This is a genomic window from Bacteroides sp. Phil13, assembly GCF_001940965.1.
Lineage (GTDB): Bacteria > Bacteroidota > Bacteroidia > Bacteroidales > Bacteroidaceae > Bacteroides > Bacteroides intestinalis.
Map to the genome: position 1 here is coordinate 1 of NZ_MSHA01000043.1, position 24,507 is coordinate 24,507.

Genomic DNA, 24,507 nt, shown 5'->3' on the forward strand with positions numbered 1-24,507 from the left:
AATTACACTCTTTTCGTAACTTCCTTATACAAATTACATGTATATCCTGCACCATCATAAACATTACCTGAAGAAAAAATGGAAGAGTAAACGCCATAATTAGTACGTGCATCCTGATAAGAGTTAAAGCCATGATTTCTTCCAAACTGATAATAGCTACCGTCATCATAAATCGATGCAGCAAATTCATTTGTCACAGAAGCACCAGATGTACCGGCTGTTCTTTGCAAGTTTGTTTTCGCCCACTTCAGCAATGGATTCTTACTATGATCCACCACTTCTTCCTTTCCTGCCTGCGTAAACGTAATTTGCACAAATTCATCCGTATCGTCTTTTTCTAACTTATTTACGGCTTTTATTGTTACGCTTTTGACAGCATCCGTTTCATTAGCGGAGATAGTCAGTGTCCAGTAAGACTTTTCCCATAGGTATTCCGTTCTGGTGGAGACAGGTTCCGTTATCGTCCAGCCATCAGGCAATTCGCCCCATGAAGTCACAGCTTCGATGTTGGCACTCCCTACATAGATTTTATAAGTCTTGGTATCGTCAGCTGCCAATTCCACAGTTACGGTCTTGGATTCATCCGTAGGATATACAGCAATGGCAGTCGACTCAGCAGAGAGTTGCCCATCAACTTCTTCTGTAGCCGTCAGCTTCAACTCTTCGCCTGCTTGCAAATTTCCCGATGCCTCACCTGTACTCCAGTCGCTAACGGTGACGGTCGCTTCTGCGGAATAGAATCCATCAATACGGGCGATCTTCACAGTATAGCGATGGTTGCGCTCAATGGGAATGCCATCTGCATAGGTTTCATTCGTGAAAGGCACAACGAAAGTAACCTCTTTCGTCACTTCACCCGCCTGCACGCTACCGCTGACTTCCACTTTCGTCACCACGCCTCCGGGCGTTTCATAAGGGTAAAGGAGCGAAGTGTAGGCGGTGTTCCCACCTGTATCAGTGCTACCTTCGCCTGCCGTTCCGGTAAGTTCCACAACACCTTCACTGGTATACGGTGCATCGTTAGGGAAAAAATAGGAATTGGCACGGCTTTTCATCTTAATATCTTTGACGGTGAATGTCAGCCCTGCCTGTGGCGCAACCACAAGGTCGATGCGGGCAGACACACGCTTCAGTTGCACGCCTTCTATTTGGGCATTGTTTACTCCATCGGTCCACTCCTTCAGTTCGGCTTCCGCCGTCATAGTCAAGGGTGTAGCGGGATTTTCCTTCATCTCATTCATCAGCAGATCTTTGAAGTCAGCTTCAGAAATATCAGCAGCTACATTGGCAAGTGCAGTGATACCTCCACCGTTGGCCACAAAGTACACCTTCTTGGCTCCACGCTTCGCAATACCGGTCAGGGCAACAGTATGGATAGCATCTTTAGCGTTCCAAGTCAAATTATTGTAAACTTTCTCCAATTGGTAGGCATCTTCTTCATCTTTATCGAAGAGATAAGCACTGAGGCTTTCTACGTTAGATTCTCCGTCGGAAGCTATCTGCATGCGCGTAGTTGCACCGACGTCGGTGGTCTGTAAATTGACGGACAATGTGTTTCCGTCCGTTCGGAGTCCCGTCAGGACATCCGTTTCGTTGGAGCAAGCCGTTGCCAGGCAGACGGCCAATGCTCCAATCAGCATTCTGGAAATCTGTTTTTTTCTCATCATGTCGATTAGTTGTTTAAATAGTTGAATTTGTTACTCCCAGGGGACTACCTCAAAACTGGAACTGTACCCCTCTTCTACATTCACTGTGATTACTTCCACTGCTGGCGGAACATAGCTTTCAGATTCTTCTTTTTCCATAAATAAACTGAATTTGTAAGCCTTCCCAGTTCCTTCCGGGCTTGTGATTTGTTTAAACAACGAAGCGTGGAACTGCTGTGCCGTCTTCAGACTAAGAATGAACCGGAGTTCTTTCTTCATACAGTAAACGGTCAGCAGCCCCACGCTTCTCGGCATGAGAATCAGCAGTGCCATTTCTATATGTGTTCGTTTTGAAAATTTCCTAGGTTTTCTTTAAACAAGAATAGAGCACAACGCTTCGATAAATATGGTTTTTAATCTTATTTTTTTCTGTTTTCCTCCTTTTTTTATTTCGGTCTTCTTGCAGTTCCGGGGTAAGACCAACACTTTTTTTGTTGACGTATGGATACAAAGAAGCGTGGAACTGCGTGTCATTTAACTATAAAGAAGGCCCTAGGAAGCCCGAACACAGCTTAAACGAACAGCAGACCCACGCCTTATAGACGTGAGAAATCCACTGTGCCATCATTTCGCTGTATTCATTTAGAAAATTTCCTAGGTTTTCTTTATAATACCGAAGACACAACGCTTCTATCAATTATATTAGTTGCAAACGCTATTGCAGGTTATTATGATACAAAAGTAAGAAATTATTTTGAATTATATAAATGTATATACTATTTTTTTCTAAACGCTCCGCACGGTACCAAATTCTTCTTTACCTTCCCTTGATCACATATCCGGCTGAACATGTGTTTCATATTATCCGACTTTTAGACCAACCATATAAAGCCCCCGTATCAAGGCCGTATCAAAGCCGTACCAAGGCCGTACCAAATTCGGTTGTATAGATACGGAGATGGTACGGACCGGGTACAGTTTTGATACAGTTCAAAACAGAAGAAGAAAGAAAAAAGGAACAAAAAAGAGTAGCTTACTCCTTATCAAGCATTCATTTACCTAAATAATCCTGTATTAAATTTGCAGATTCACTTTTTTGCAGTAGATTTGCATAAAACAATATCTGATATGATAGAAAGAATATTAAAGACCAGACTATTGGAGCTAACGAAAAAGTATCCGATTGTTACCCTAACGGGACCACGACAATCGGGTAAATCAACGTTACTCAAAACATCATTTCCGGAATATAAATACGTATCATTAGAAAACCCAGATATGAGATTGTTCGCAACCGAAGATCCAAGAGGCTTTCTTGCTACATATTCTGATAAAACAATTATTGATGAGGCGCAAAGAATACCATCTATATTTTCCTATATTCAGACTCATACCGATAAAGAGAATAGAGAAGGAATGTACCTGCTTGCGGGTTCTCATAATTTTCTTTTAATGGAGAGCATCAACCAATCACTTGCAGGTAGAACAGCTATTCTTCGGCTATTACCTTTTTCTCATCTAGAAATGAAAGAAGGTAATATACTTCCCCCTACTGTGAATGAAGAAATTTTCAAAGGTGCGTATCCTCGTCTTTATGATAAAGACATTACCCCTACCGATTACTATCCGTTCTATATCCAGACCTACGTAGAACGTGATGTACGCTTGATGCGGAATATTGGAGACTTGAGTAAATTCATTCGTTTTTTGAAATTGTGTGCGGGACGCATAGGACAACTTCTCAATGTTTCGTCATTGGCCAATGAATGTGGAGTATCTGTTACCACAGCAACCTCATGGATTTCTATTTTGGAGGCAAGTTACATCTGCTATTTATTAAAACCTGATTATAATAACTATGCCAAGCGGCTGGTAAAAGCCCCAAAACTCTATTTCTATGATACAGGATTGGCATGTTCACTGCTTGACATAAGAAACGCTGACCAAACAGCAACTCATTTTCTTCGTGGAGGTTTATTTGAGAATCTTGTTATTAATGAATTTATCAAAGAAGCGTATAACAAAGGAGAAGAGCCCAATCTTTCATTTTGGAGAGATAGTACAGGCAATGAGGTTGACTTATTACGCACAGTAGAAGGCAACCAATATGCATACGAAATTAAATCAGGAGCCACATACTCTTCTGACTTTTTCAAAGGTATCTCTAAATGGGCAAAGCTATCGGGTGCAACACCTGAACAATGTTTTGCCATTTACAATGGTGATAAAAATATGAAAACTTCGCAAGGGGAAGTTATTTCTTGGAAAATCTGTAAATGTATGGCTATCCATACCAGATAGACAGAGCATTATTATGGCTTAGCAGGTGTTCCAATAAAAGCGAATAAATCAACCATATAAAATTGAAAAAAATAATATGGAAATTAAATTAAGATTGGAAGAAGAAAAAGACTATCGGCAAGTTGAAGAAGTAACCCGCGAAGCATTCTGGAATGTTTATGCCCCCGGATGCGACGACCATTTGCTTGTTCATAAACTAAGGGAAAATCCGCAGTTTATTAAAGCGCTCGATTACGTGGCCACCCATGACGATAAAATCGTGGGACATATCATTTATGTGGAAAGTAAAATAATCGCTAACGATGGCACAGAGCATAAAACAGCTGCTTTCGGCCCTATAAGCGTGTTGCCCGAATATCAACATAAAGGTGTCGGCAGTAAATTGATAACCCACACCGCAAAACTGGCAAAGGAGATGGGCTATCCGGCCATAGTGATATATGGCGAACCTGAATATTACAAACGATTCGGATTCAAATTGTCGAAAGAGTATAAGATAACCAATCAGGACAAGAAATATCCGGCTGCCATGCAGGTATGGGAATTGTACCCCAATGCCCTGAAAGGAATTGAAGGAACATATGACGAAGGCGGTATTTACGAAACAGATCCCGCAGAGTTGCTGGAATTCGAAAAAGGATTTCCTGTGAAAGAAAAGAAACATACAAAGACACAGGAAAGATTTTTGGAGATGGTGAGCAAGTTCATATAATCACAATCCTGGAATAAAACGAAAAGAGCCTTTTTGCTGTAAAGTGAATGGCTCTTTCTCAATGTCCGTACAGAAACGGGGGTTAACTGCTAATAAATCACTACCTTTGTACCATTATGAATGCAGATATCCGGACATTTGAATTTAAAGCCCTTCCCATTGAGATCGAGGTTAAAGACCTGAGGTTTGCCAAAGAATTACCCAAACTGCTCGGACAACCCCATAAAGCCACCTTCTACCAAATCATCTGGATTACAGAAGGCGAAGCTACATTCCGTATTGACCTCCGGGATATAACCATACAGTCAAATGAAATCCTGATAATATCGGCAGGTCAGGTCTGCGAATTCGACACAAAATCAAACTATTCCGGTAAACTAATCCTATTCACAGGAACGTTCTTTACGATGACCGAACTCGATTCCAATTTCTTGCATACCGCAGAAATACTTAATCCCGTCAGTCTGAATAAAACAGTTTCCATTTGTCCGCAACTTGCCGAAAACCTCACCGCACTGTTGGATGAAGAACTGAAACACCCTGTCGATAAATTCCAGGCAGGCATCGCCCAAAGTTTCCTACGTGTTTTGTTGCTTGAAACAGAGAGGCAACTGGCAGCAAATCCTTCTTCTTTATCTAACAACATTGGACGTAAATTCTACAATGCGGTGGAACAGCACTTTAAAGAAAACCGCAATACTGAATTTTATGTCAATCTGTTAGGAGTAAATGAAAAAGCCCTATCAAAAAAAGTGAAAGCCCTTACAGGGAACACACCAAAAATCTACATAGATTCGCGTACCATACTCGAAGCCAAGCGGCTATTATCGTACAGTAGCCTATCAATAAAAGAAGTAGGCTTCGAACTTGGTTTTGACGAGCCAACCAACTTCAACAAATATTTCCGTAAGCATACAGGTGTAACACCCGCACAGTTCAAAGATTCCACGAAGAAATAACCCACTAGCGGAGATTTACCATTATACGACGCTGATGTATTATAAACCGCTCTGAACAATCCCGTACCTTTGCATTGTTAAACATTAAAACCAATTTAAAAAGTATAACAATGAAAAAGATTGTATTAATAGGAGCAAGCGGATTCGTAGGTTCTGCTATCCTGAATGAAGCATTAAACAGAGGTATTAAAGTTACAGCAGTAGTCCGTAACCCTGAAAACGTAAAAATCTCAAATCCTGACGTAACTATCGTTAAAGCCGATGTATCGGATGCCGATAAGGTAGCCGAACTATGCAAAGGTGCTGATGCTGTTATCAGCGCATACAATCCGGGATGGACAAATCCTGATATTTACCACCTGACATTGAAAGTATATCCCCAAATTCTTGCAGGCGCTAAGAAAGCAGGTATAAAAAGATTGCTTATCGTAGGTGGAGCAGGTACATTGTTCGTTGCTCCCGGACTTCGTGTAGTAGATTCAGGAGCTATCCCTGCCGAAATTATGGACGGTGTAAAATCACTCGGCGAATTTTATCTCAATACGTTGATGAACGAAAAAGACATCGACTGGGTATTCTTCTCCCCGGCAGGCTCATTGGAACCGGGCGAACGTACCGGCAACTACCGCCTAGGTAAAGATGACCTGATTGTAAACGACAAAGGCGAAAGTAAAATTTCCGTTCAGGATTATGCCAAAGCAATGGTAGATGAACTGGAGGATCCTGCGCATCACAACGAACGTTTCACTATCGGTTATTAATCTATTAAGCACTAATTGAAATACCGGGAAACATATAGTTTTAATGTCTCTTTGCGTTGCAGCCTTCGTTTTTACGGGCTGCAACGGAAGTATCCACAAGGCGGATACGGGACAGCAAGAAAGTACTCAGGTTAAATTGAGCAGTGAAGGAATAAAAGCTGCTTCGTTTAATGACCTGTTCAAAACAATAGATGCAAAGGAAATAAAGGAAGATATCTTTACCCTTATAAACAAAGACTTCTCGTAAGTAATGATAAAATGACCACTACTTCCCTAACTGCGGTACAAACGCCTTCGGGTAATATGACCTATAAGCAAGCCAAACTTATCATAGAACTTGATTTATTTGAAGTTACCGTTTTTGTCCGGTATGGAATCGGTAACGATTTAGGAACAGATTTGTGTCTTTTGAGATCTTTTTGGTGTCTTTTGCACTGGACAAAAAACAAATAAAAAGCCTACAAATCATTGACTTGTAGGCTTTTGTCCAATTACCGTCCGGCGTGGTCTGTCGGTTTCTGCGGAGAGACAGGGAACGATTAACTTTCATATCCCCTACTCATTATCAGCATCTTACCAGAAGACTCTACTCCTATGACACCGAATAATTCACCGCATATATGCTGCAACTTTCTTCCTGTTACACTCTTACTTTTGCAAAAGTAGTAAAAAAGTGGCATAAATACAAATCAAACGCTTGATTTAACGAACATAACTCACGGCTTTTTCATTTAAGAAATATTGTTCATCGCTTGTAGTTGTAGTAAAAATGCTTATATTCGTGCACAGCGATGCGGAAGCACCGCCTTAGGTGTTTCTTCTTATCGTTCATTTTTATTTTTTTTATAGGCGGAATTCAATAGGATATGATGTTGATATTGTCTTCCGCCTTTGTTTTTGCGATAGCAAAAATACGATTTATCTCTTTGATATACAACTTTTTACATATAATACTACTAAAGAAGAAACATTTTGACTGTCTTCGTGGTAGCATCATGACTCATTTGAGAAAATTTGTATCCTCAGTCCCTGAATACCGCAGAACAAGCAGGGGAAACTTCAAACACAAACTTGAAGATATACTCATGCTTGTAATATTGGGCAGGCTCAGTAAGTGTATTACCAGAGCTGAAATACTTCAATTTGGCAAACGTCACTTGAAACGCCTGCAGGCGAAAGGGTTATTTCCCTATGGGTTACCCTCAGAAGCTACGCTTTGCCGTGTGTTTCAAAGCATAGACGATGAAAAGATGGCTGATCGCATGTCTGCTTTTGCCGACGTTTTCCGCAAGGAAATATCCGCTTCGGCAACTGACATCATTTGCATTGATGGCAAGGCCATGCGAGGTACCTTGTACGACAACGGACGTAACCCTGATATCGTATCTGCATATTCACTCCGTTCGGGCTTTACTTTGGCTACTGATGTTTGCAAAGAGAAAAGTAATGAAATCAAATCCGTGCCCCGGCTATTGGACAAACTAGACGTGTCAGGATGTGTAGTCACCGCAGATGCCATGTCATGCCAAAAGGTGATAATAGACAAGATTAGAGATAAAGGAGCAGACTTCGTGATCGAACTCAAGGCGAATCAAAGATCTTTGCGTTATGGGCTTGAAGACTCTATAAAGACCGCTACCCCAACTGATATCTATAAGGAAGGTCCATACTTGGAACACGGCAGGATTGAGTCAAGGATATGCCGTATATACCGTGGGGAAGAACTGATTGCCGACAGGGAAAAATGGAATGGCAATTTGACAGTTATAGAAATACTCACATCTACGGAGAAAAAATCTGATGGCAGGAGTACATCTGAACAGCGACTGTACATTTCAAGTTTGGATAGCAGTGCAGAGCGGCTTAGTCAGATAACCAAACAGCATTGGGCTATTGAAAGCATGCACTGGGATCTTGACCGCAACCTCCGGCAGGACAGCATAAAGCGTAAGGCTGAACGGGCGGCTAGGAACCTAGACACAATTCAAAAAATGGTGTTGGCACTGATTGCCGTTTGGAAGAACAGAAGGAAAAAAATATCAGATAAGCAAAAGGGGACGGCGCAGATAATAAGGGAGCTAGCGGTAAGCTTCACTAACGTGTTGCATTTTATGGCTCAAAAATGAGAAAAAATCAGATTTGATATATTCGTAACGTATTAATTACCAATAACGGTATTCCCGCCCATGCCGCACTGGCATGGGGAGGGGAATGGTACGCCCAATTCAAAGCTTAAATGAAAAAGCCGTGAACATAACTTCTATAATTTTCCTCCAATAACAATTGCAATTTTGAAAGAGGATAAAGAAATTTACCACCTATAGCAGTATAAGCTATCCCCTTTTCATCACGCAATTTTTGCAAAGTTCTGCTTGATATATGCAGCATGCCACATACCTGTTCACCAGTCATATAGACCTCATTAGCTATGGGAACAGGCAAATCCTGAATTGCAAAAATCTCCTTAGAGCATTTCTTGAGCATCTCCATCATCATGATATACTCTTCTGACTGTTTTGTGATTACCCCATCCATATCCTATTTGCCTCTTTGAGTTAATATCCTAGCCAAATCACTTTCCTTGTATACATATTTTCCGCCTATGAAAGAACACGGAATAATGCCATACTCCCTATAACTTTGCAAACTCCGCTTGGAGATATTCAGAACCAGACAGACTTCCTGGGCATCCATTCATTTTTCCTTTTCAACAGATCCAAATTTCTTTTTAACGGCTTCAATCTGTGTGGATAAATCTTCAACCTGCTGTTTTAACCGCAAATACGCATTTTTTTCAATTACAACTAATTCCATAACAAATTTGATTTATGATTTTAATATTTGTGAAGCAAAGTAAGGCACATTTCCACATCCGACAAAACTTCCAGAATCAAAGTCACCCATTGGCGTGTATTGTCCTCCCAAACATACCCGGAAATATTGCCATGTCTTTTCTTTCCCCATATTTACTCAAAGTAAAAACTTTTAGAACCCCGATATAAAAATGAAAGGCACATCACCAACATCCGCCGACAATGCACTTTCCAACCCTCACTTGTTTTCCGTTATCCTTTACATCTTTATACTTTTACTGTTCCGTAAAACTTCTTTTTCCTTTATTTCCACCTTCTGCCGTGTATCTGGAAAATGCTCCTTCAACAGCTTCCCCGCAAGTCTTTTCGCCTTTTCCTGCATCTCATCATACACATCCCATCTGTTCCGGCCCAGCAGCTTGTTTTCAATCCTTTCAAACTTCTCATGAAAACTGAAATTGTCCGGGTACTCGTCTGTCAGTCCGTCCCTCGGATAACCCTTGTCCATGATATAAAGCAGGGTCATCCGGTCATAATTATCCACGCTCCGGGCTAAGCCAAGCCCTTGCTCATTGTCCGTCAGCCGGGCATAATTCTCCCATGTGGGCGAAAGGTCATACACCTCTTTGTCCGTAACGCTTTTCAAAGCCGATTTATCCAGAAAAGCATCCGCCGGAATCTTCTTCAATGGCAACAGGTCATCGTAATTATCATAACAGCGGTTTATCTTCCCCACCATCAGCGAAGGCCACCCCCGAAGCTCATACACCGTCAGCGACTTGCCTTCAAAGTCCGGCTCAAAGAAACGCCTCTCGATATTCGCTTCCATAAAGGCACCGTATTGGCTGTTTCCCTTGTAGTCCCGGCTGAAAAGCAACACCCCCTTATCTGTCTCAACACCCGTATAATACGTGTTTCCGTGCTTCAAGTCATCCAGCATATCCGCCACCACTACGGGTGATGCCTTTATTTCCGCCCATATTTTCGGCGTAAGCCAGCGGGTATAAGTCTCATCCCTCGAGAACGGGTCTATTTCATTTCACAGGCAATACACTACTTCCGACAGACGCTGGTATCTCTGCAACTCTATCCCATGTTCGTCCATCGTCTTTTCTAGCCTTTTCAGATAATCCGCATTGTTTCCTTCCTGCAAGGGAGGTACGATACCCATATCGGGCACATTATAATACATCAGGCCCATAGCCGGCATTTCCCCGCTTTTCAATGCCTTTTCCACATCTTCCTGCATGAATTCCTGATAGCCTTCCTCACCCGTACCTTTCATGCTGATATGCATGGGATTGAAAAATTTGTCCACCGTTATATATACACTGCCGCCTTTTATCGTTCCGTTCTGTTCATTTCCCATATATCAAAGAATTAAATGTTTATACCCTGTCCTTTCTTTTTAAACGGTATCCTCGTCTTCACTTCCGTCTCCGGGAACCGGGCATTATCCGGCCGTGTAACCAGCAGCGAGACAATCCGTTCCTGCTCCTTTGAGAGTGGCGCACGCATCAGTTGCAGGTTTCTCAGCCGGTTGAAGTTTCTCAGTGTGGGTGCCATGTCACAGCGTTTCGTACAAATCCCGTATCGAAGTATGTCCGGTGAGGCAATCTTGCTGTCTCCAATCTCTGCCCTGTACTTTGCATCCAACGGTGCCACCTCATGGAATCTCAATTCCTCCGGTTTTCATTTCCCGTCGAAAAAGTGTCCGGTTAAATCGTTCAGGAACTCTTCCAATACCTTGTCCCCTTTGTCCGTTTTCCCCAGCAACAATACCTTCTGTCCGTATTCCACCGCCGTACACGTAGGAAAAGCCGCCAGTCCGTTCTTTATCACATCCCCGTCCATTCCGAAACGGTGTCCCAAGTGCTTGTAATCATCATTCTCCAATAAAGCCGTATGTTCCGCCGATGATGATAACTGCACGATACCCCTTTCCTCACAGAATGCCGCATCCCTCAGCCTTACCACACCCGAAGGATGAATCCTTTCCTGCTCCAGAACCGGGCACAGCCGTTCCAGATAATCCGCATTGTCCGTTCCGAGTATGGCCGGAATCATGTTCTTCTCCCTAAAATCGAAACGGAACATTCAGTGGTCGGGTACAAACTCCCTGCCTGCGGTATGAAACCGCACGTTATTGCTGATATATCGGGAGAACCCTTCTTCTCCCTGTCCCCGCATACATAAATAAACGGGGCGGTAAAAAGCATCCAGCGTCATGTACAGACTGCTGCTTTCCGCCGCTTGCATTTTCTTCTCTTCCATAAATTCTATATGATTAGTTGTTTCTTTTCCTTTTTATCCGGAATAATGGAGGCCACATGCTTTGCCTGCCGTTGACCGTTACCCCGTTTCTGAGCAGGAGCTTCCCGTATAAGACCTGCATCGGATGATTTACCTGTCTTTTGTTCCTTAGAATACTGATAAGAAGCAGTTTGCATTCTTTCTGTTTTTTCCACCCGGTTGATACTTCTGCCCAACCTGAACTCCCCGTCCGCTATATGGAACTCCGATTGCAGAATATCCCTTGCCATGACCTTCGCTTCCATCTGCAAGGCCCCATAGCCGAAGTCATGTGACGACATCGGCGCCTCTCGTCTGGCATTCGTACTGTCCTTCAGTTTGTCCGCCAGTTCCTTGAATTCATGCTGGTAACTGAATGGATGAAAATATTCAGCCGCAGCAAGTCCGGCATATCCATTCTCCGAAATATAAAGTAACGCAACAACATCGTAATTACACGGGGAAATACCCAAACCGAAATCTTTGGTCAGCCGGTCAAAGTTGTTGAAGTCAGGCCGCAGGTCATATTTATCAGTACAGACAGCACCCACCAGCATCTCCTTCTCCACCATTTTTTCAGAAGTAAAACTGCATACTGACTTCTTCAGCAGAGTATTGTCATTACGCAAATCCGATTTTGAGAGTTTGTCGATACAGGTGTCCGCCAGTGCTATCATTTGCCGCATAGGAATTTCAATTTCATACAATTTCAACGTTTCCACCGTTTTTGTAAAATTGAAGAAACCGTCCGCCAAATGTTGAAGGTAGGTATTACGGGCCTTTAGTCCTTTCGGAGTGTCGGAGAAGAACAGTACACCTTCATCAGTCGCCGCTGCGAACATACGTTTTCTTCCTCCCTTATTTACTGTAGAGGATATATTATCAGTACCACTTCCGGTGCGTTTCAACCATCGGTCAATCAAATCATTCAGTAGTCCCATAAAACATTTTACATGATTAATTGACACAAAGAAAATGTATTGTCTTTTTATCTGCAATAGACATGTAATACAAGTCACCTGTTGTCAGCTTTTGGCGTATTCACTTACATCATCAAGCGCTTTTCCAACATCCGGTTATAACTGACGCGCAACGAATCGATGAACGGGGTGGTATCGGTACAACGGTCAAACACTTTTCCACGTTTGGTGTACAAAGCATTTATTTTCAGATTGAACATTTCTTCAAATACACGTACCAAGTCTATTACAGTTAGTTTTCTGCCATCGGAGGAACTCACCGAACCGGCCGCCATCAATGCGGCAACCAGTTCTATCAAATCACTGTCCGTACCATTCCAAGACAGCATTGTGGTCATTCTCTTCACACAGGCTTTTCCACTGTCCGGCTTTAGCACGGTTGTACCACCATGCCGGCAGATCTCTTTCAACATTTCTATTTCTGTATCCAACAATGCTATTGTCTTATCCATGAACATTTCCACTACATGTTTTTCCCCTGACATGCCATTACTGTTCTGCCGGATAAAAAACAGTTCTATACGGGTATAATTCAACCTTCGCAGCTTGGATATCAGGTCTTCATCAACTGAAAGTTCTGAAAGAACAGCTACAAAATTATCATAAGCAGCATGTAACTCTTCCATACAAGAAATGCCTCCTTGTATATATGATACGAACATTTCGAAAAGCTTCGTGTCTGTCAACGTTTTCATAGCATTAATATTTATGTTAAAACATATGACGGCATATGACCGCAAATACCACTGTCATGAATAACAATTAACGTGCCATCCAGAAATGAACATTATAAAAAGCTGAATACTAACATACAAGCATTTTCATCCTTTAGGCTAGTGTCCATTCCTTTTCCGGTCATTTTTATGAACATGTCCGGTTTTATGGACAATTTTCAGAGCAGAATCAGACCGAATTTCTTTAGCTTCAAATAAAGAGTGCTCCTTCTTATTCCCAACAATCTGGCTGCGGCTGTCCGATCATTTCCCGTAGTGTCAAGCGCTTTTAACAAGGCTTCCCGCTCCATACGTTCTTTTTCCAGTTTATAACTTCCAGAATATTTCACATACACCGGCAAGTCTATCTCTTTACAAGTAATCCAGTCTTCCCTGGCCAATACACATGCACGCCTTACAACACTGCGCAACTCCCGTATGTTGCCCGGCCATGAATATGAACTGAACATTTTTCTGACATCCGGATCAAATCCCTTGATCTCCTTCGAAAACTCCTCATTTGCATAAGAAAGGAAGAAATGGGCTAACGGCAGAATGTCGTCCCTGCATTCTGCCAGTAGAGGAACATAGAGTGGAAACTCATTCAAACGGTGATACAAGTCTTCCCTGAACCTTCCAGTCTTTATTGCCTCTTCCAGATTCTCATTCGTTGCGGCCAGCAACCGTATATCCACCTTGATTTCCCGACTGCTACCAAGAGGTCTGTAGCACCTTTCCTGCAATGCCCGTAATAACAGGACCTGCGTTTCCAAATTCAAATTACCTATTTCATCCAGAAACAATGTACCACGGTTGGCAAAAGCGAACATGCCGGTCTTGTCCTCGGTTGCTCCTGTAAAAGCTCCCCTCTTATGTCCGAACAATTCAGAAGAAGCGAGATCACGAGGTAATGCTCCGCAATCCACTGCTATGAACGGACCTTCCGGACGTCTGCTTAAAGCATGTATCCGACGTGCGACCCATTCCTTGCCAGTACCTGACGCACCACGTATCAGTACTGACATTGTATCAACCGGAGCAACCAGTCCTAGCTTTTTCTGCATGTCAACGGCCAACGGGCTTTTACAGAAATAAAATGCCTGCTCGGGCTGTTTCCTTTTCTGTCTACGCCCCGAAAGTTCACGAATGATACCAAGTACTTTTTCCGTCTGAATAGGCTTGGGTAAATAATTGTCAGCACCCTTCTTTACTGCCTCGACGGCACCCGGTATATCTCCATAGCCCGTCATTATGAGAAACGGGATATGGTATCCGTTCGCTTGCATCCAACTCAACAGTTCTACTCCATTATTGTCACCAAGACGGAAATCAGACAATACCAGATCTACATCATTATCTTTTAAAAAATCCTTTGCCGTATTTAACGACAATACATAACGGGCATTAACTCCGTTATGTATCAGCCAGTTGTTTGTTGCACGCGCATAAGTACGGTCATCTTCCACTATCAGTATAACTCCCATTTATTTCCTCCTTCAGTATTTCCGCTTTCTCTATCGCTTTTCTCACAGCCCCGCTCAAGCGTTCAAACTGTCCTTCAGATACTTCATGCCAGCTTTCCACTGGTAGAGAAGCCATATTCTCCAGTTCCTGCAATGGAATATCTATGCGTATCATAATCCATAAGGGGACAGCCTTATGAATGATACGTTCCACTCTTTTATAATCTCTTGTGGTAAAAGCATCCTGCATACCGGCAAGCTCCTTCCTGGTATCCTCTATGAAAACAGCCAGCAGTTCTTCTACATTCTTTTCACCTTCCAAAATTGCTGTAAAATCCGGTCTTTCAATACTGTAAGTCGCGTTCAGCAACTCTTTTTCGGAAAAAGGCTTGTTAAGACAACCGACAAATCCCATTTTTTTGAAATATTCCTCATTCTCATCAAAACGGGCGGTTACGGCCAATACAGGAACAGTCCTTGACTGTCCGACATTGCAACCCCGAAGCAGGGACAATATTCCGTACCCATCCATATCGCACATCTGCATATCTGTCAAAACAAGGTCATACCACCCTTTACGTAATAATGCAACCAATTCTCCAGAACTCTGACAACAGTCACATTCAATACCGCTACGGGCATACATCTTCCGGGTCACTTCCAGTTGCATACGGTCATCATCTATAAATAATATCTTGATTCCGGATACCATATTCTCATTTGAACGGTTCTCCTGCATATTTTCTGTCTCCTCAAATGGCAGGCAAACCTTAAATGTGCTTCCTTGTTCCGGCAGACTGTCCACATAGATGTCTCCATTCATCAGAGCTACCAATCGGGAAGTGATAGCCAGTCCCAACCCGAAACCGTCTCCATTCATTGACAAACCTCCCTGCTCAAAATCTGAAAATATACATTCCTGTTTCTCTTTATCAATACCTATGCCCGTATCCCTTACAAATAAGGATAATTTCCTATCATTGTACCGCGAACCGACATGTATATATCCGGTATGTGTAAACTTGACCGCATTGGACAATAGGTTGCAAAGGATCTGCATCAGGCGTCCGGAATCTCCTATAACAAGAATATTACAATCTTTGATTTCCATTGTCAATCCCAGTCCTTTTTTTTCAGCTGCCGGAAAAAAAGAGCTGACACCATTTTCCAGTGTTTGTCCCAAATGAAAGATTTCTTTCTCGGTTTGTTCTTTTTCCGTTTCCAGTTTATAATAATATAATAGATTGTTTGCCAGCCCAATAACATACCGGGAGGCATGCTGAATATTTATGGCGTACTTTCTGTTTTGTTCACCATCCTTTTCTTTTTGCATTAACTCGGCAAATTCGCAGATAGTACCTAAAGGCGCTCTTAAATCATGTCCCACTGCTAACATCATTTTTTTACGTATAGTTAACAATTCCCTATTTTTACAATCAGATATTTGTAGTTGCACCTGATATTTATTCATTTTTCTAAAATGACAATATACAAGCACATAAAGCGCAATGAGTAACAAGATTGAAAAAAAAGTTATAAAAAGAATAAGAAAAAATGAGCGTTTTCTAGAAGCTATCATCTCATTTATTTCTTTGGCCGATTGTGCTTTTATAGTTTTTTCCAACTCATCCATTAGATTACCTATCTGCAAATTCATTTCCTTTTTACGTTGCTGCAAACTATCAGAATAAACAGATAATCTTTCCCTATAATTTACATATTGTTCGTAGATTTCTTTTTGTAACGAATGAAGTTTCACTTTTATATATTGAGAAGCATCTGACTGTTCCAATTGTTTTCGAGATGAATAAATAGATTTATCTTTTTTCTTTCCAAATAATTTTCTCAATATATTTTTCTTTTCCATTTCTTTCAACTCCATTCGAGTCGATATATTTGGTACTATAAAAGGAATCTGTTGGTAAAGTAAACTATCCGCACGTGGAAATTTCGAAAATAGAATCATTGCATCTTGTAACAATCGTTCTTTCTCCGATAAAAGCAAAATTATTTTATTTATCTGCAAATGCTGTACATCAGATACATAATAGAGCTTTAACTTATTTAAAGCTTCAATTGTTGTTATATACTTTCTTTTATGGCTATTATATTCTGCACTGTCCCCCTCCAATAATAGATTTTCAGAAAATGAGAAATCAAGTAATTGCTGTAAGACAATATCAACAGCTTCTTTTTTTCTATAAGAATATACTTCCATCTTATTCAGATCTTCTATATACAAGTATTCTTGATAGACAGAAAGAATAGCAATACTTAACATTAGAAATAGTATAGTACACCCTATAATGATTTTATAATAAAACATGAAACACTAATACTTTAGGTGAAAACTTTTTCCTTTTTCTGAAAAACAATTTTCTTACATTATTACAAAACCACTGTTTAATAAACAGACCTTTCAACTTAAACTTGATCACAAAACTCATGCAACATTACCCTCCTTTGCACATCTGTACATTCAAATCACCCTGCCACTCTACCTCAACTTCTTTAGTTACGTAACCGTCTTTTGAAAATATTAAAGAACTATTTTCAGGTACCAATATAGAATATTCCCCTTTCAAATCGGTCTGAACACTGCTTTTCATAGCATTCGAAGTAACCCTTACATTCACAATAGGAGTTGCCTGAATGTCGCGAACTACTCCCTTCACTTGTATCAAATGCCCTCCGATATCTTTTTTCCTCACAACAGTTTCATTAGTCTGATACCCTGCTGGAACCTTTTTCCCTACATAAATAGGTAATTTAAAGCTGATTCGGTCTGAAGATGTACCTATCTGTATCTCAAACTCTCCTTCTTCCAAAAAACGGTTACCGGAATCATCTGTCTGATAAAGTTCTTTCACCGGAATCTGAATAAGCACATCTTTGCTTTCACCAATCCCCAGCTCCACTTTTGCAAAACCTTTCAACTGCTTGACAGGGGTCATCACGGTGCTCACCACATCGTGAACATAGGCCTGTACTGCCTCTTTTCCTCTACAATTTCCCACATTTTCAATCTGAGTAACAACAGAAATAGTATCATAAAGCTGATAATGCTTTTTATCCGTATAGGCTTTCTTATACTTAAAGTCCGTATAGCTCAATCCATATCCGAAAGCCCACAAAGGCGCAGGACTTGAAAAAACATAATCTCTCCCCGGCTTGTCATAGCTACCGGGTTCTTTATAGAAACCTTTATCGGTTGATAAATGATTGTAATATACCGGCAAATGTCCGGTGCTTTGCGGGAAAGAGAATGTCAATTTACCAGAAGGATTCACGTTTCCGAACAGAATATCCGCTATGGAAGCTCCTCCCTGTTCCCCTGCATACCACTGCACCAACACGGACGATACATGCTCTTTTATCCAAGGAATGGCAAAAGGTTTTCCGGCAACAAGCACAACAATGACAGGTTTCCCTGTAGCATATACTGCTTGGACCAATTCATTTTGTACACCCGTTAAGGAGATATCACTCAAGTCTACCCCTTCACCGCTGGTTGGCGACTCTGCATTATAGCGGACAAAAGCCGCGCTGGAACTCCCCACAAATACTACCGCAACATCACTTTGCTGTGCTGCAAAAACGGCCTCTTCAATGCCACTTCTATCCAATGAAGTCAAGGAACAACCTTTTGAATAATTAACTTGTATCCTATCACCGACCAATTGTCTTATTCCTTGAAGAGGAGTGATTCCATCTTTATTATCTCTACTCCATGTGTAATCTCCAAACTGAACACAATCCGCATTAGGACCTATAACCGCTATTGATTTTAATTTATCAGTATCCAATGGCAACAGCTGTTTTTCGTTTTTCAACAATACAACCGATTCATCCGCTATTTTGCGGGACAGACTAACACTCTCGTCAGAATGGAGAGGCAAACGGTAAGGAGCGTGCTCCAAATAGGGATCCTCAAAAAGCCCCATCTCGAATTTGGCTCGCAATACTCTCCTGACAGCCCGATCGATATAGAAAACGTCAAAATCCCCCGAACGCACCTTCTCCTCCAAAACAGAAAAACAGTAACTGGACGCTTCCACATCCAAACCTGCCGAAAGTACTTGTCCGGCTGCTTCCAAATCATCTACAGCCGTTTTATGAAAAGTTTTAAGCATTTCCACTACCCCCCAGTCGGAGTACACATATCCGCGAAATCCCCATTTGTTCCGAAGAATCTCAGTAAGCATAAAATGAGACGCTGAATTAGGCACTCGGTTCCACGAATTATAACTGGACATAACCGCCATTATATTTGTATGTGTCACCACGGTTTCAAAAGGTTTCATATAGATATCAAACAAGTCACGGGTTCCGCAATCTACCGAAGCCAAGTTCAATCCTCCCTGCGGATTACCGTGAGGTCCATAATGTTTCAGCATTGGAGAAATTCCATGAGACATGTAGCCTTGCACCTCGGCAAGTGCCATCATAGAACATATAAAAGGATCTTCTGCAAAAGACTCTTCCACTCTTCCCCAACGCAAATCGCGAACTACATCTACACAAGGAGCCAGCACTTGCTTCACACCTATTTCATTGAGTTCTCCTGCAATATGCTTTGCTTTTTCGTAAGCTAAATCAATATTAAAGGTACTCCCCATTGCTATATTCTGAGGATAAATGGTACAGCCCTCCTGAACCACCCCATGCAACGATTCGGCCACAACAAAGCCGGGAATGCCCAAACGAGTGTTCTCTACCAGATAAGTTTGAATTTTACGAAAGTTATCACGGCAACTGGATGCAGTCAAAGGAAATCCTTCAAAAAATCCATACCCTACTCCTGCACATATATTATGCAGTTTCTTCATATTCAATGTTTGTCCGTCAAACAGATCCCACGAATGCAAATGTCGAATCTGGGCTATCTTTTCTTCCAAAGTCATACGAGCCAACAAATCATCTACCCGCACTTCTACCGGAAGAAGAGGATTTTTATAAGGCAAGTCCTCTTTTGCTTGTATACCGTGAGTAAAAAGTAGACAAGCAGCTACTATCAATATCAAAAATTTATTCATTAACGTACCACCTATTTTATTATAAAAAAATCAATTACAAAACTCTATCCAATAATCCGTTCAAAGGCATCAGAACATAAAGCTACCTTAATCTTGTTTCATATTTGGAAAGCAAATAACGGGCAAACGCTTGAAGTTCTCCCTCCATTTTACGTTCCGGCTTTGTTTTAGAATCCACCCAATCAGATTCAAACTTATCTAAAGCATCATCCAATATTTTTTGATTGAACTCTTGTCCGTTTTCGACCGAACGCACAACTGCGTCTATATACATTTCCCAACGAACAGAATAATAGCCACCAATCAGCCCGGCCCAAGTCCGGCTGGCATAATCATTCAAAATTCCTCCCCACGTAGTTATCAAACTCCGGGCATTTTTCTCATAATAATCTTGAATAGCCTCATCATCGCTATACATCCGAGCCATATCAATCCATTTATGAAGTGAAGTGTAATTATGAAAAGATGTCAGTTTGTCAATATCATTTAAAATTTCACGCATCTCCAAAGCGCGCATCCGCAATGCCAGCAAATCTCCTGTTTTATACATTCGGTCAAACTCATTCTTGACCGTCAGAAAATAATTGCCCAACAGTTGCCTGCCAACCGATATTACATCCAGCTGCAAAGCATCCCGTTTCAAATCAGAAGCCTGCAACAGTCCTTCCCATACCTGCAACAATTTTTTGTTACAATACTCTATATTTACGTTATCGCAATTTGATCCCATGACAGGCCGATAGTTAGGCAATATTCCAGCCGTCTTGGAAACTTGGACATATATATCATTAAACAATAAATTCCAAGCCTCACGAACCGGTTGAGAAACTTCTCCAGCATGGCGATCGGCCAATGCATTTACCCATGTCTGATTATCCTTACCTATGCTCCAGGCTTTTTCCAAAATGTATTCATAAGGAAACTGAATGACATCCAAGCCTTCCAACGTAGAACCGATTCCTTTCAGATTATTGCCACCTTCACTCAAAGCCTTCTCCAATCTATCACCACTATCCTTCACACTCCCTACGAGACTGGTGTTTCCGCCAAAATTGCCCAAATAGCACCAAATGTAAGGCTGTCCGTAAAAGCAATCGGTTTCCTTCCATAATTCAACTTTTTCACAGTGGTAATCCAATAAAGACAAACGATTTACAGGCACTCCTTTCAAGAAAGCCTCAACTCGTGGAGTCGTCCATTTTTTCTTATCAAAATAGAACATCCAGGTCATTTGCAACCACTCTGCCTTAGAATCGGCATTAAGCAAAGTATGATACAAATTAGAAGAAACCTTTTTCAAATAATCAGGCTCCCAACTGGGAGGTTCCACTTCATTAAACGGATCGACCCCATAGATGTGATCTGTTCCAAATAGCCGTTCCTGCTCTTTAAGGAACTTCTTCTGTATGGTTGCGAACAAAGGCTCTTCCGGAGATAAAAAAGAACAATGGTATTCATCTGTAAACCCGGCCCAATTACCCAAACTCTGAATATCCGCATCCGGATAAACCCGTTTTAAGGCTGCCGGAACATGACCGTTGAAAGCCGGCAATACAGGCTTCATGTTCAGCTCCCGCTCGCGCGATAAGATCTGTTGCTGAAGCTTTGTCTGTTTCTCAAGCCATTCCATCGGCAAGGGGCCATTCCATGAATCAATGTTTGCCATACGATGCCAAGGTAAATAAACAGGACCCGTAAAATAGGAAAGAATCTCCTGAGACTTCAGTCCCATATCCTTCCAGACCTTATACCACACAGCTTCTTGACCGGTGATAGCCAAAGGCATATTGACACCATTTAGTGCCATCCAGTCAATAAACCGCTGCCAATCTTTCCAATCCCAAAAAGCCATACTATAGCCAAAAGTACAATAATTCAAAAAGAAACGCCTCTCTACCCTTGCTTTCACTTCCACCGGAGAAGGTATTTGAGGTAAAACCTCCGGCATTTCTACAGATTGGTCTGCATACCAAGATACAGTAGTCAGACAGTAATACTTCAAATAGTAATTCAGCCCTACAGCCATTGAATTTGCATTATTCCCACTAATCAAAATCTTCGAATCAGCAGAAGATTCTATTCTGAAAAAGTCCTCCTTGCTATTCACCTTTTTGAATTGAAACATATCGGCACAATCAGGAATCAAACGTCTCAACATGGATTCCGCAGCTCCAACATCCCCTTTGTTTACCGCCCATAAAGGCATTGCCATTCCCCAAAACATCACTAAAAAACATACTATTTTTCTCATCATCTTTATATTTTTTAAATTTTACGTTTACGCTTAATTATCACACTAACTGATTTTATTCGGAATCTCTTTCTGCGGCTATCTCTATCACTTCACTAAGCACTATATCTTCAGAGGAAGTTCCTATCAGAATCTCATAAAGTCCGCTGTCATAACCATACTGCTTTTTATCCACTTTATAATAAGAAAAAGATTCCTTATCAAGCGATATGCTTACCTGCCTTTTCTGTCCTTTGGGTATAAAGGCTTTCTCAAATCCTTTAAGCTCTTTATAAGGCCTCGATACGAAAGGATGCATAGGTCTAATGTATAATTGAGCAACTTCGGAACCGTCCCAAGAACCAACATTACTAATTGTGAAACTGACTTCCACATCTGTATCGCCCTCTTCTTGTCGAACCTTAAGATCATCATATTCAAATCTTGTATATGAAAGACCATATCCAAATGGGAAACGGGGTTTCACTTTTGCACTGTCGTAATAGCGGTATCCTAAAAATAATCCTTCTTTATATTCCACCTCCTTATCTCCATCGGTGTCATGATAGTATGGAAATGCAGAATTATCTTCCCATTTATATTCAAATGAAACCGGCAGTTTCGCACTGGGATTGATGTCTCCCGAAAGAATATCGGCAACCGCTTTCCCTCCCTCTTGTCCCGGATACCATAAATACAGAAGTGCCGGAACCTGATCCGCCCAACGATTCATATCAATATTTCCACCTGCATTTACCAGCACAATAGTCCGCTTATTGACGGCAGAAACAGCTTGTATCAAACTATCTTGATAGGCAGGTAGCCCAAAATCCCGATCATTGCTTTCGCGTTCAAGGCTCTCATTCAATCCTACATTGATTACCGCAACATCAGCCTTTCCGGCTATTTGAACAGCTTCATCAAATGATACTCGATTTTCCCTCCAACCCAAAGATATATCCACAGGATGGCAGTCCGCAAAATATTCCAATACTACTGGGTACTCTCTCCCTGCCTCTAAAAACAGGATAGATTCTTTCGTCGTAATTCCCTGCTCTCTCCATGCATCAATCACCGTTTCCGAATCAATCCGCAAGCGAAAGCCATCAAAACCTCTGACTGTAAACAGATAATCAGCACTTTTCGGAGGCCGGATGATTCCCCGCCACCGTATAGAGCAGTGATCGAAAGGAGGGCCTTTCTTAAGGGATGCAACATGCCAACCATTTTGAATACAGATGATCGTATCCACTTTGGTTTCAACCGGTCTCCCGGCCAACTGTGTGTTATCATAATATTCTCCTACAAGCCCTCTTTCACATCCTTCTGCACTTGTATAAAACAAAGACTTCTCTACCGCATCCCAATGTCCGGCAATGCCCGACGCATAATAAAACTCTGCATCCCGAAATTTATCTTTTAGTCCATCAAGAACATTCGTACTATGAAAAGGAAATGTATAGGAACTCCCCCCTCCTGCAACATACGAATTTGCATTAGGCCCGATAACAGCCACCGATTTTACCTCAGACCTATCAAGAGGCAACAGATTTCTTTCATTTTTCAACAAAACAATTCCTTCCTGAGCCAGTTTCAATGCCACCTCTCCCCCATCCGGATTATCATAAGGAACAGAAGCGTCCGATTGAGCATTATCATAAAACCCAAATCTAAACATTATCCTCAAAATTCTTCTGACCTTATCATCTATCGTCGCCGTTTTAACATGTCCAGCCTGCAATGCAGGAAGTAAATTAGCCCGATTCATACAGATGGCCTGAGGCATCTCCAAATCCAGCCCTCCGTTGGCCGCTTCAATCGCATTGTAAGTCGCTCCCCAATCGCTCATTACCAGCCCTTGGAAGCCCCATCGTTTCTTGAGTAACTGATTGTTCAATTCATCACTCTGAGTGACATGGACACCATTTACAATATTATATCCGTCCATAATAGCGCCCACTCCCGCTTTCCGGATAGCATCCCTATATACAGGAAGATAAATTTCATGCAATGTTCTTTCATCAATATTGCTGTTTATATTATGACGATCCCATTCCTGATTATTGGCAACAAAATGTTTCAACGTAGCAACAACATGCTGATCTTGCACTCCTCGCACGTAAGCTACGGCTATTTGAGCGTTCAAGTATGGGTCTTCCGTAAAATACTCAAAGTTTCGCCCGCATAAAGGCGACCGAATTATATTGACTGCCGGTCCGAGTAATATATGGGCCCCACGTGCTTTCGCATCTCTACCCAATTGCTTTCCCAACTCATAAACCAGCGACCTATTCCATGTAGAAGCTGTCAATACCCCTGCCGGATAAGCGGTTGCTTTTCCATCTTTATGCGCTCCCAACGGGCCATCCGTCAATTTTAAAGCAGGAACTCCCAAACGCTCAATGCCTCTGATATAAAAATCCCGATAGCCACCTATATAGTCGATTTTCTCTTCCAGGGTCATCTGATGAAGCAAATCTTCAACACGCGCTTCTACAGCAGCCGTCTTATCTTTATATATCTGTGCATATCCACATTCCGCCCAAAGAGCGCCAATGATACATAACACAATTATGATTCTCATATCTCTATCTATTCTAT

20 protein-coding genes and 1 pseudogene are annotated in these 24,507 nt (G+C 41.6%); 6 read left to right on the top strand and 15 right to left on the bottom strand.

The annotated features are described in order from the left end of the window. Positions 1-2: 2 nt before the first annotated feature. Together BWI44_RS07840 and BWI44_RS07845 are read right to left on the bottom strand one after the other, a co-directional pair. A complete protein-coding gene (locus tag BWI44_RS07840) occupies positions 3-1,667 on the bottom strand; it encodes a fimbrial protein (protein ID WP_286812860.1) in 1,665 nt (554 codons plus the stop codon). Between the two features lie 30 nt (positions 1,668-1,697). Next, positions 1,698-1,979: a hypothetical protein gene (locus BWI44_RS07845; RefSeq protein ID WP_195209745.1), complete on the bottom strand. Its 282-nt coding sequence runs from the start codon at positions 1,977-1,979 to the stop codon at positions 1,698-1,700. A 795-nt stretch (positions 1,980-2,774) separates the two neighbouring features. Here BWI44_RS07845 and BWI44_RS07850 point away from each other — a divergent pair. The 6 genes from BWI44_RS07850 to BWI44_RS07875 all read left to right on the top strand — a co-directional run bounded on the left by BWI44_RS07850 (position 2,775) and on the right by BWI44_RS07875 (position 8,505). Further along, positions 2,775-3,947, top strand: coding sequence for an ATP-binding protein (locus BWI44_RS07850; protein ID WP_195209746.1), 1,173 nt, complete (start codon positions 2,775-2,777; stop codon positions 3,945-3,947). 76 nt (positions 3,948-4,023) lie between these two features. Continuing rightward, positions 4,024-4,659 carry a GNAT family N-acetyltransferase gene (locus BWI44_RS07855; protein WP_195209747.1) on the top strand — a complete coding sequence of 212 codons (636 nt, stop codon included), beginning with the start codon at positions 4,024-4,026 and terminating at the stop codon, positions 4,657-4,659. 116 nt (positions 4,660-4,775) lie between these two features. Next, the gene (locus BWI44_RS07860; RefSeq protein WP_195209748.1) at positions 4,776-5,618 is read left to right on the top strand and encodes a helix-turn-helix domain-containing protein; all 843 of its coding nucleotides are present in this window, start codon (positions 4,776-4,778) and stop codon (positions 5,616-5,618) included. Between the two features lie 110 nt (positions 5,619-5,728). Beyond that, positions 5,729-6,379, top strand: coding sequence for an NAD(P)-dependent oxidoreductase (locus BWI44_RS07865; RefSeq protein WP_195209749.1), 651 nt, complete (start codon positions 5,729-5,731; stop codon positions 6,377-6,379). 43 nt (positions 6,380-6,422) lie between these two features. Continuing rightward, a complete protein-coding gene (locus BWI44_RS07870; RefSeq protein WP_195209750.1) occupies positions 6,423-6,626 on the top strand; it encodes a hypothetical protein in 204 nt (67 codons plus the stop codon). Between the two features lie 619 nt (positions 6,627-7,245). After that, positions 7,246-8,505: an ISAs1 family transposase gene (locus tag BWI44_RS07875; protein WP_171032114.1), complete on the top strand. Its 1,260-nt coding sequence runs from the start codon at positions 7,246-7,248 to the stop codon at positions 8,503-8,505. Between the two features lie 106 nt (positions 8,506-8,611). On the opposite strand, the gene BWI44_RS07880 is transcribed toward BWI44_RS07875, so the two are convergent. From BWI44_RS07880 to BWI44_RS07940, 13 genes and pseudogenes are all read right to left on the bottom strand, one after another. After that, positions 8,612-8,914 (bottom strand): helix-turn-helix domain-containing protein, encoded by a 303-nt coding sequence (locus BWI44_RS07880; protein WP_225694608.1) that lies wholly within the window; start codon positions 8,912-8,914, stop codon positions 8,612-8,614. A 3-nt stretch (positions 8,915-8,917) separates the two neighbouring features. Next, on the bottom strand, positions 8,918-9,073 hold the full coding sequence (locus tag BWI44_RS07885; RefSeq protein WP_225694607.1) for a helix-turn-helix domain-containing protein: 156 nt from the start codon (positions 9,071-9,073) through the stop codon (positions 8,918-8,920). A gap of 378 nt (positions 9,074-9,451) precedes the next feature. Further along, entirely contained in the window at positions 9,452-10,174 is a 723-nt protein-coding gene (locus BWI44_RS07890; protein WP_286812927.1) for a DUF6047 family protein, read from the bottom strand. Positions 10,175-10,231: 57 nt separating this feature from the next. Continuing rightward, positions 10,232-10,561 carry a hypothetical protein gene (locus BWI44_RS07895; protein ID WP_225694605.1) on the bottom strand — a complete coding sequence of 110 codons (330 nt, stop codon included), beginning with the start codon at positions 10,559-10,561 and terminating at the stop codon, positions 10,232-10,234. 11 nt (positions 10,562-10,572) lie between these two features. Further along, positions 10,573-11,289: pseudogene (locus BWI44_RS07900) on the bottom strand (DUF6047 family protein). Next, complete coding sequence (locus BWI44_RS07905; RefSeq protein WP_225694604.1) at positions 11,290-11,466, bottom strand: hypothetical protein; 177 nt, start codon at positions 11,464-11,466, stop codon at positions 11,290-11,292. Between the two features lie 5 nt (positions 11,467-11,471). After that, positions 11,472-12,425 (bottom strand): DUF6047 family protein, encoded by a 954-nt coding sequence (locus BWI44_RS07910; RefSeq protein WP_225694603.1) that lies wholly within the window; start codon positions 12,423-12,425, stop codon positions 11,472-11,474. A 104-nt stretch (positions 12,426-12,529) separates the two neighbouring features. Further along, complete coding sequence (locus BWI44_RS07915; protein WP_225694602.1) at positions 12,530-13,159, bottom strand: RteC domain-containing protein; 630 nt, start codon at positions 13,157-13,159, stop codon at positions 12,530-12,532. Positions 13,160-13,356: 197 nt separating this feature from the next. Then, complete coding sequence (locus BWI44_RS07920; protein WP_225694601.1) at positions 13,357-14,661, bottom strand: sigma-54-dependent transcriptional regulator; 1,305 nt, start codon at positions 14,659-14,661, stop codon at positions 13,357-13,359. Beyond that, positions 14,633-16,966: an ATP-binding protein gene (locus BWI44_RS22290; RefSeq protein ID WP_353744910.1), complete on the bottom strand. Its 2,334-nt coding sequence runs from the start codon at positions 16,964-16,966 to the stop codon at positions 14,633-14,635. Before BWI44_RS22290 ends, BWI44_RS07920 begins: the two co-directional genes overlap by 29 nt. A 127-nt stretch (positions 16,967-17,093) precedes the next feature. Further along, positions 17,094-19,676: a glycoside hydrolase family 3 C-terminal domain-containing protein gene (locus tag BWI44_RS07930; RefSeq protein ID WP_286812866.1), complete on the bottom strand. Its 2,583-nt coding sequence runs from the start codon at positions 19,674-19,676 to the stop codon at positions 17,094-17,096. Positions 19,677-19,758: 82 nt separating this feature from the next. Beyond that, on the bottom strand, positions 19,759-21,930 hold the full coding sequence (locus BWI44_RS07935) for an alpha-N-acetylglucosaminidase (RefSeq protein WP_286812868.1): 2,172 nt from the start codon (positions 21,928-21,930) through the stop codon (positions 19,759-19,761). Between the two features lie 52 nt (positions 21,931-21,982). Further along, positions 21,983-24,490 carry a glycoside hydrolase family 3 C-terminal domain-containing protein gene (locus BWI44_RS07940; protein ID WP_225694597.1) on the bottom strand — a complete coding sequence of 836 codons (2,508 nt, stop codon included), beginning with the start codon at positions 24,488-24,490 and terminating at the stop codon, positions 21,983-21,985. Positions 24,491-24,507: the final 17 nt, after the last annotated feature.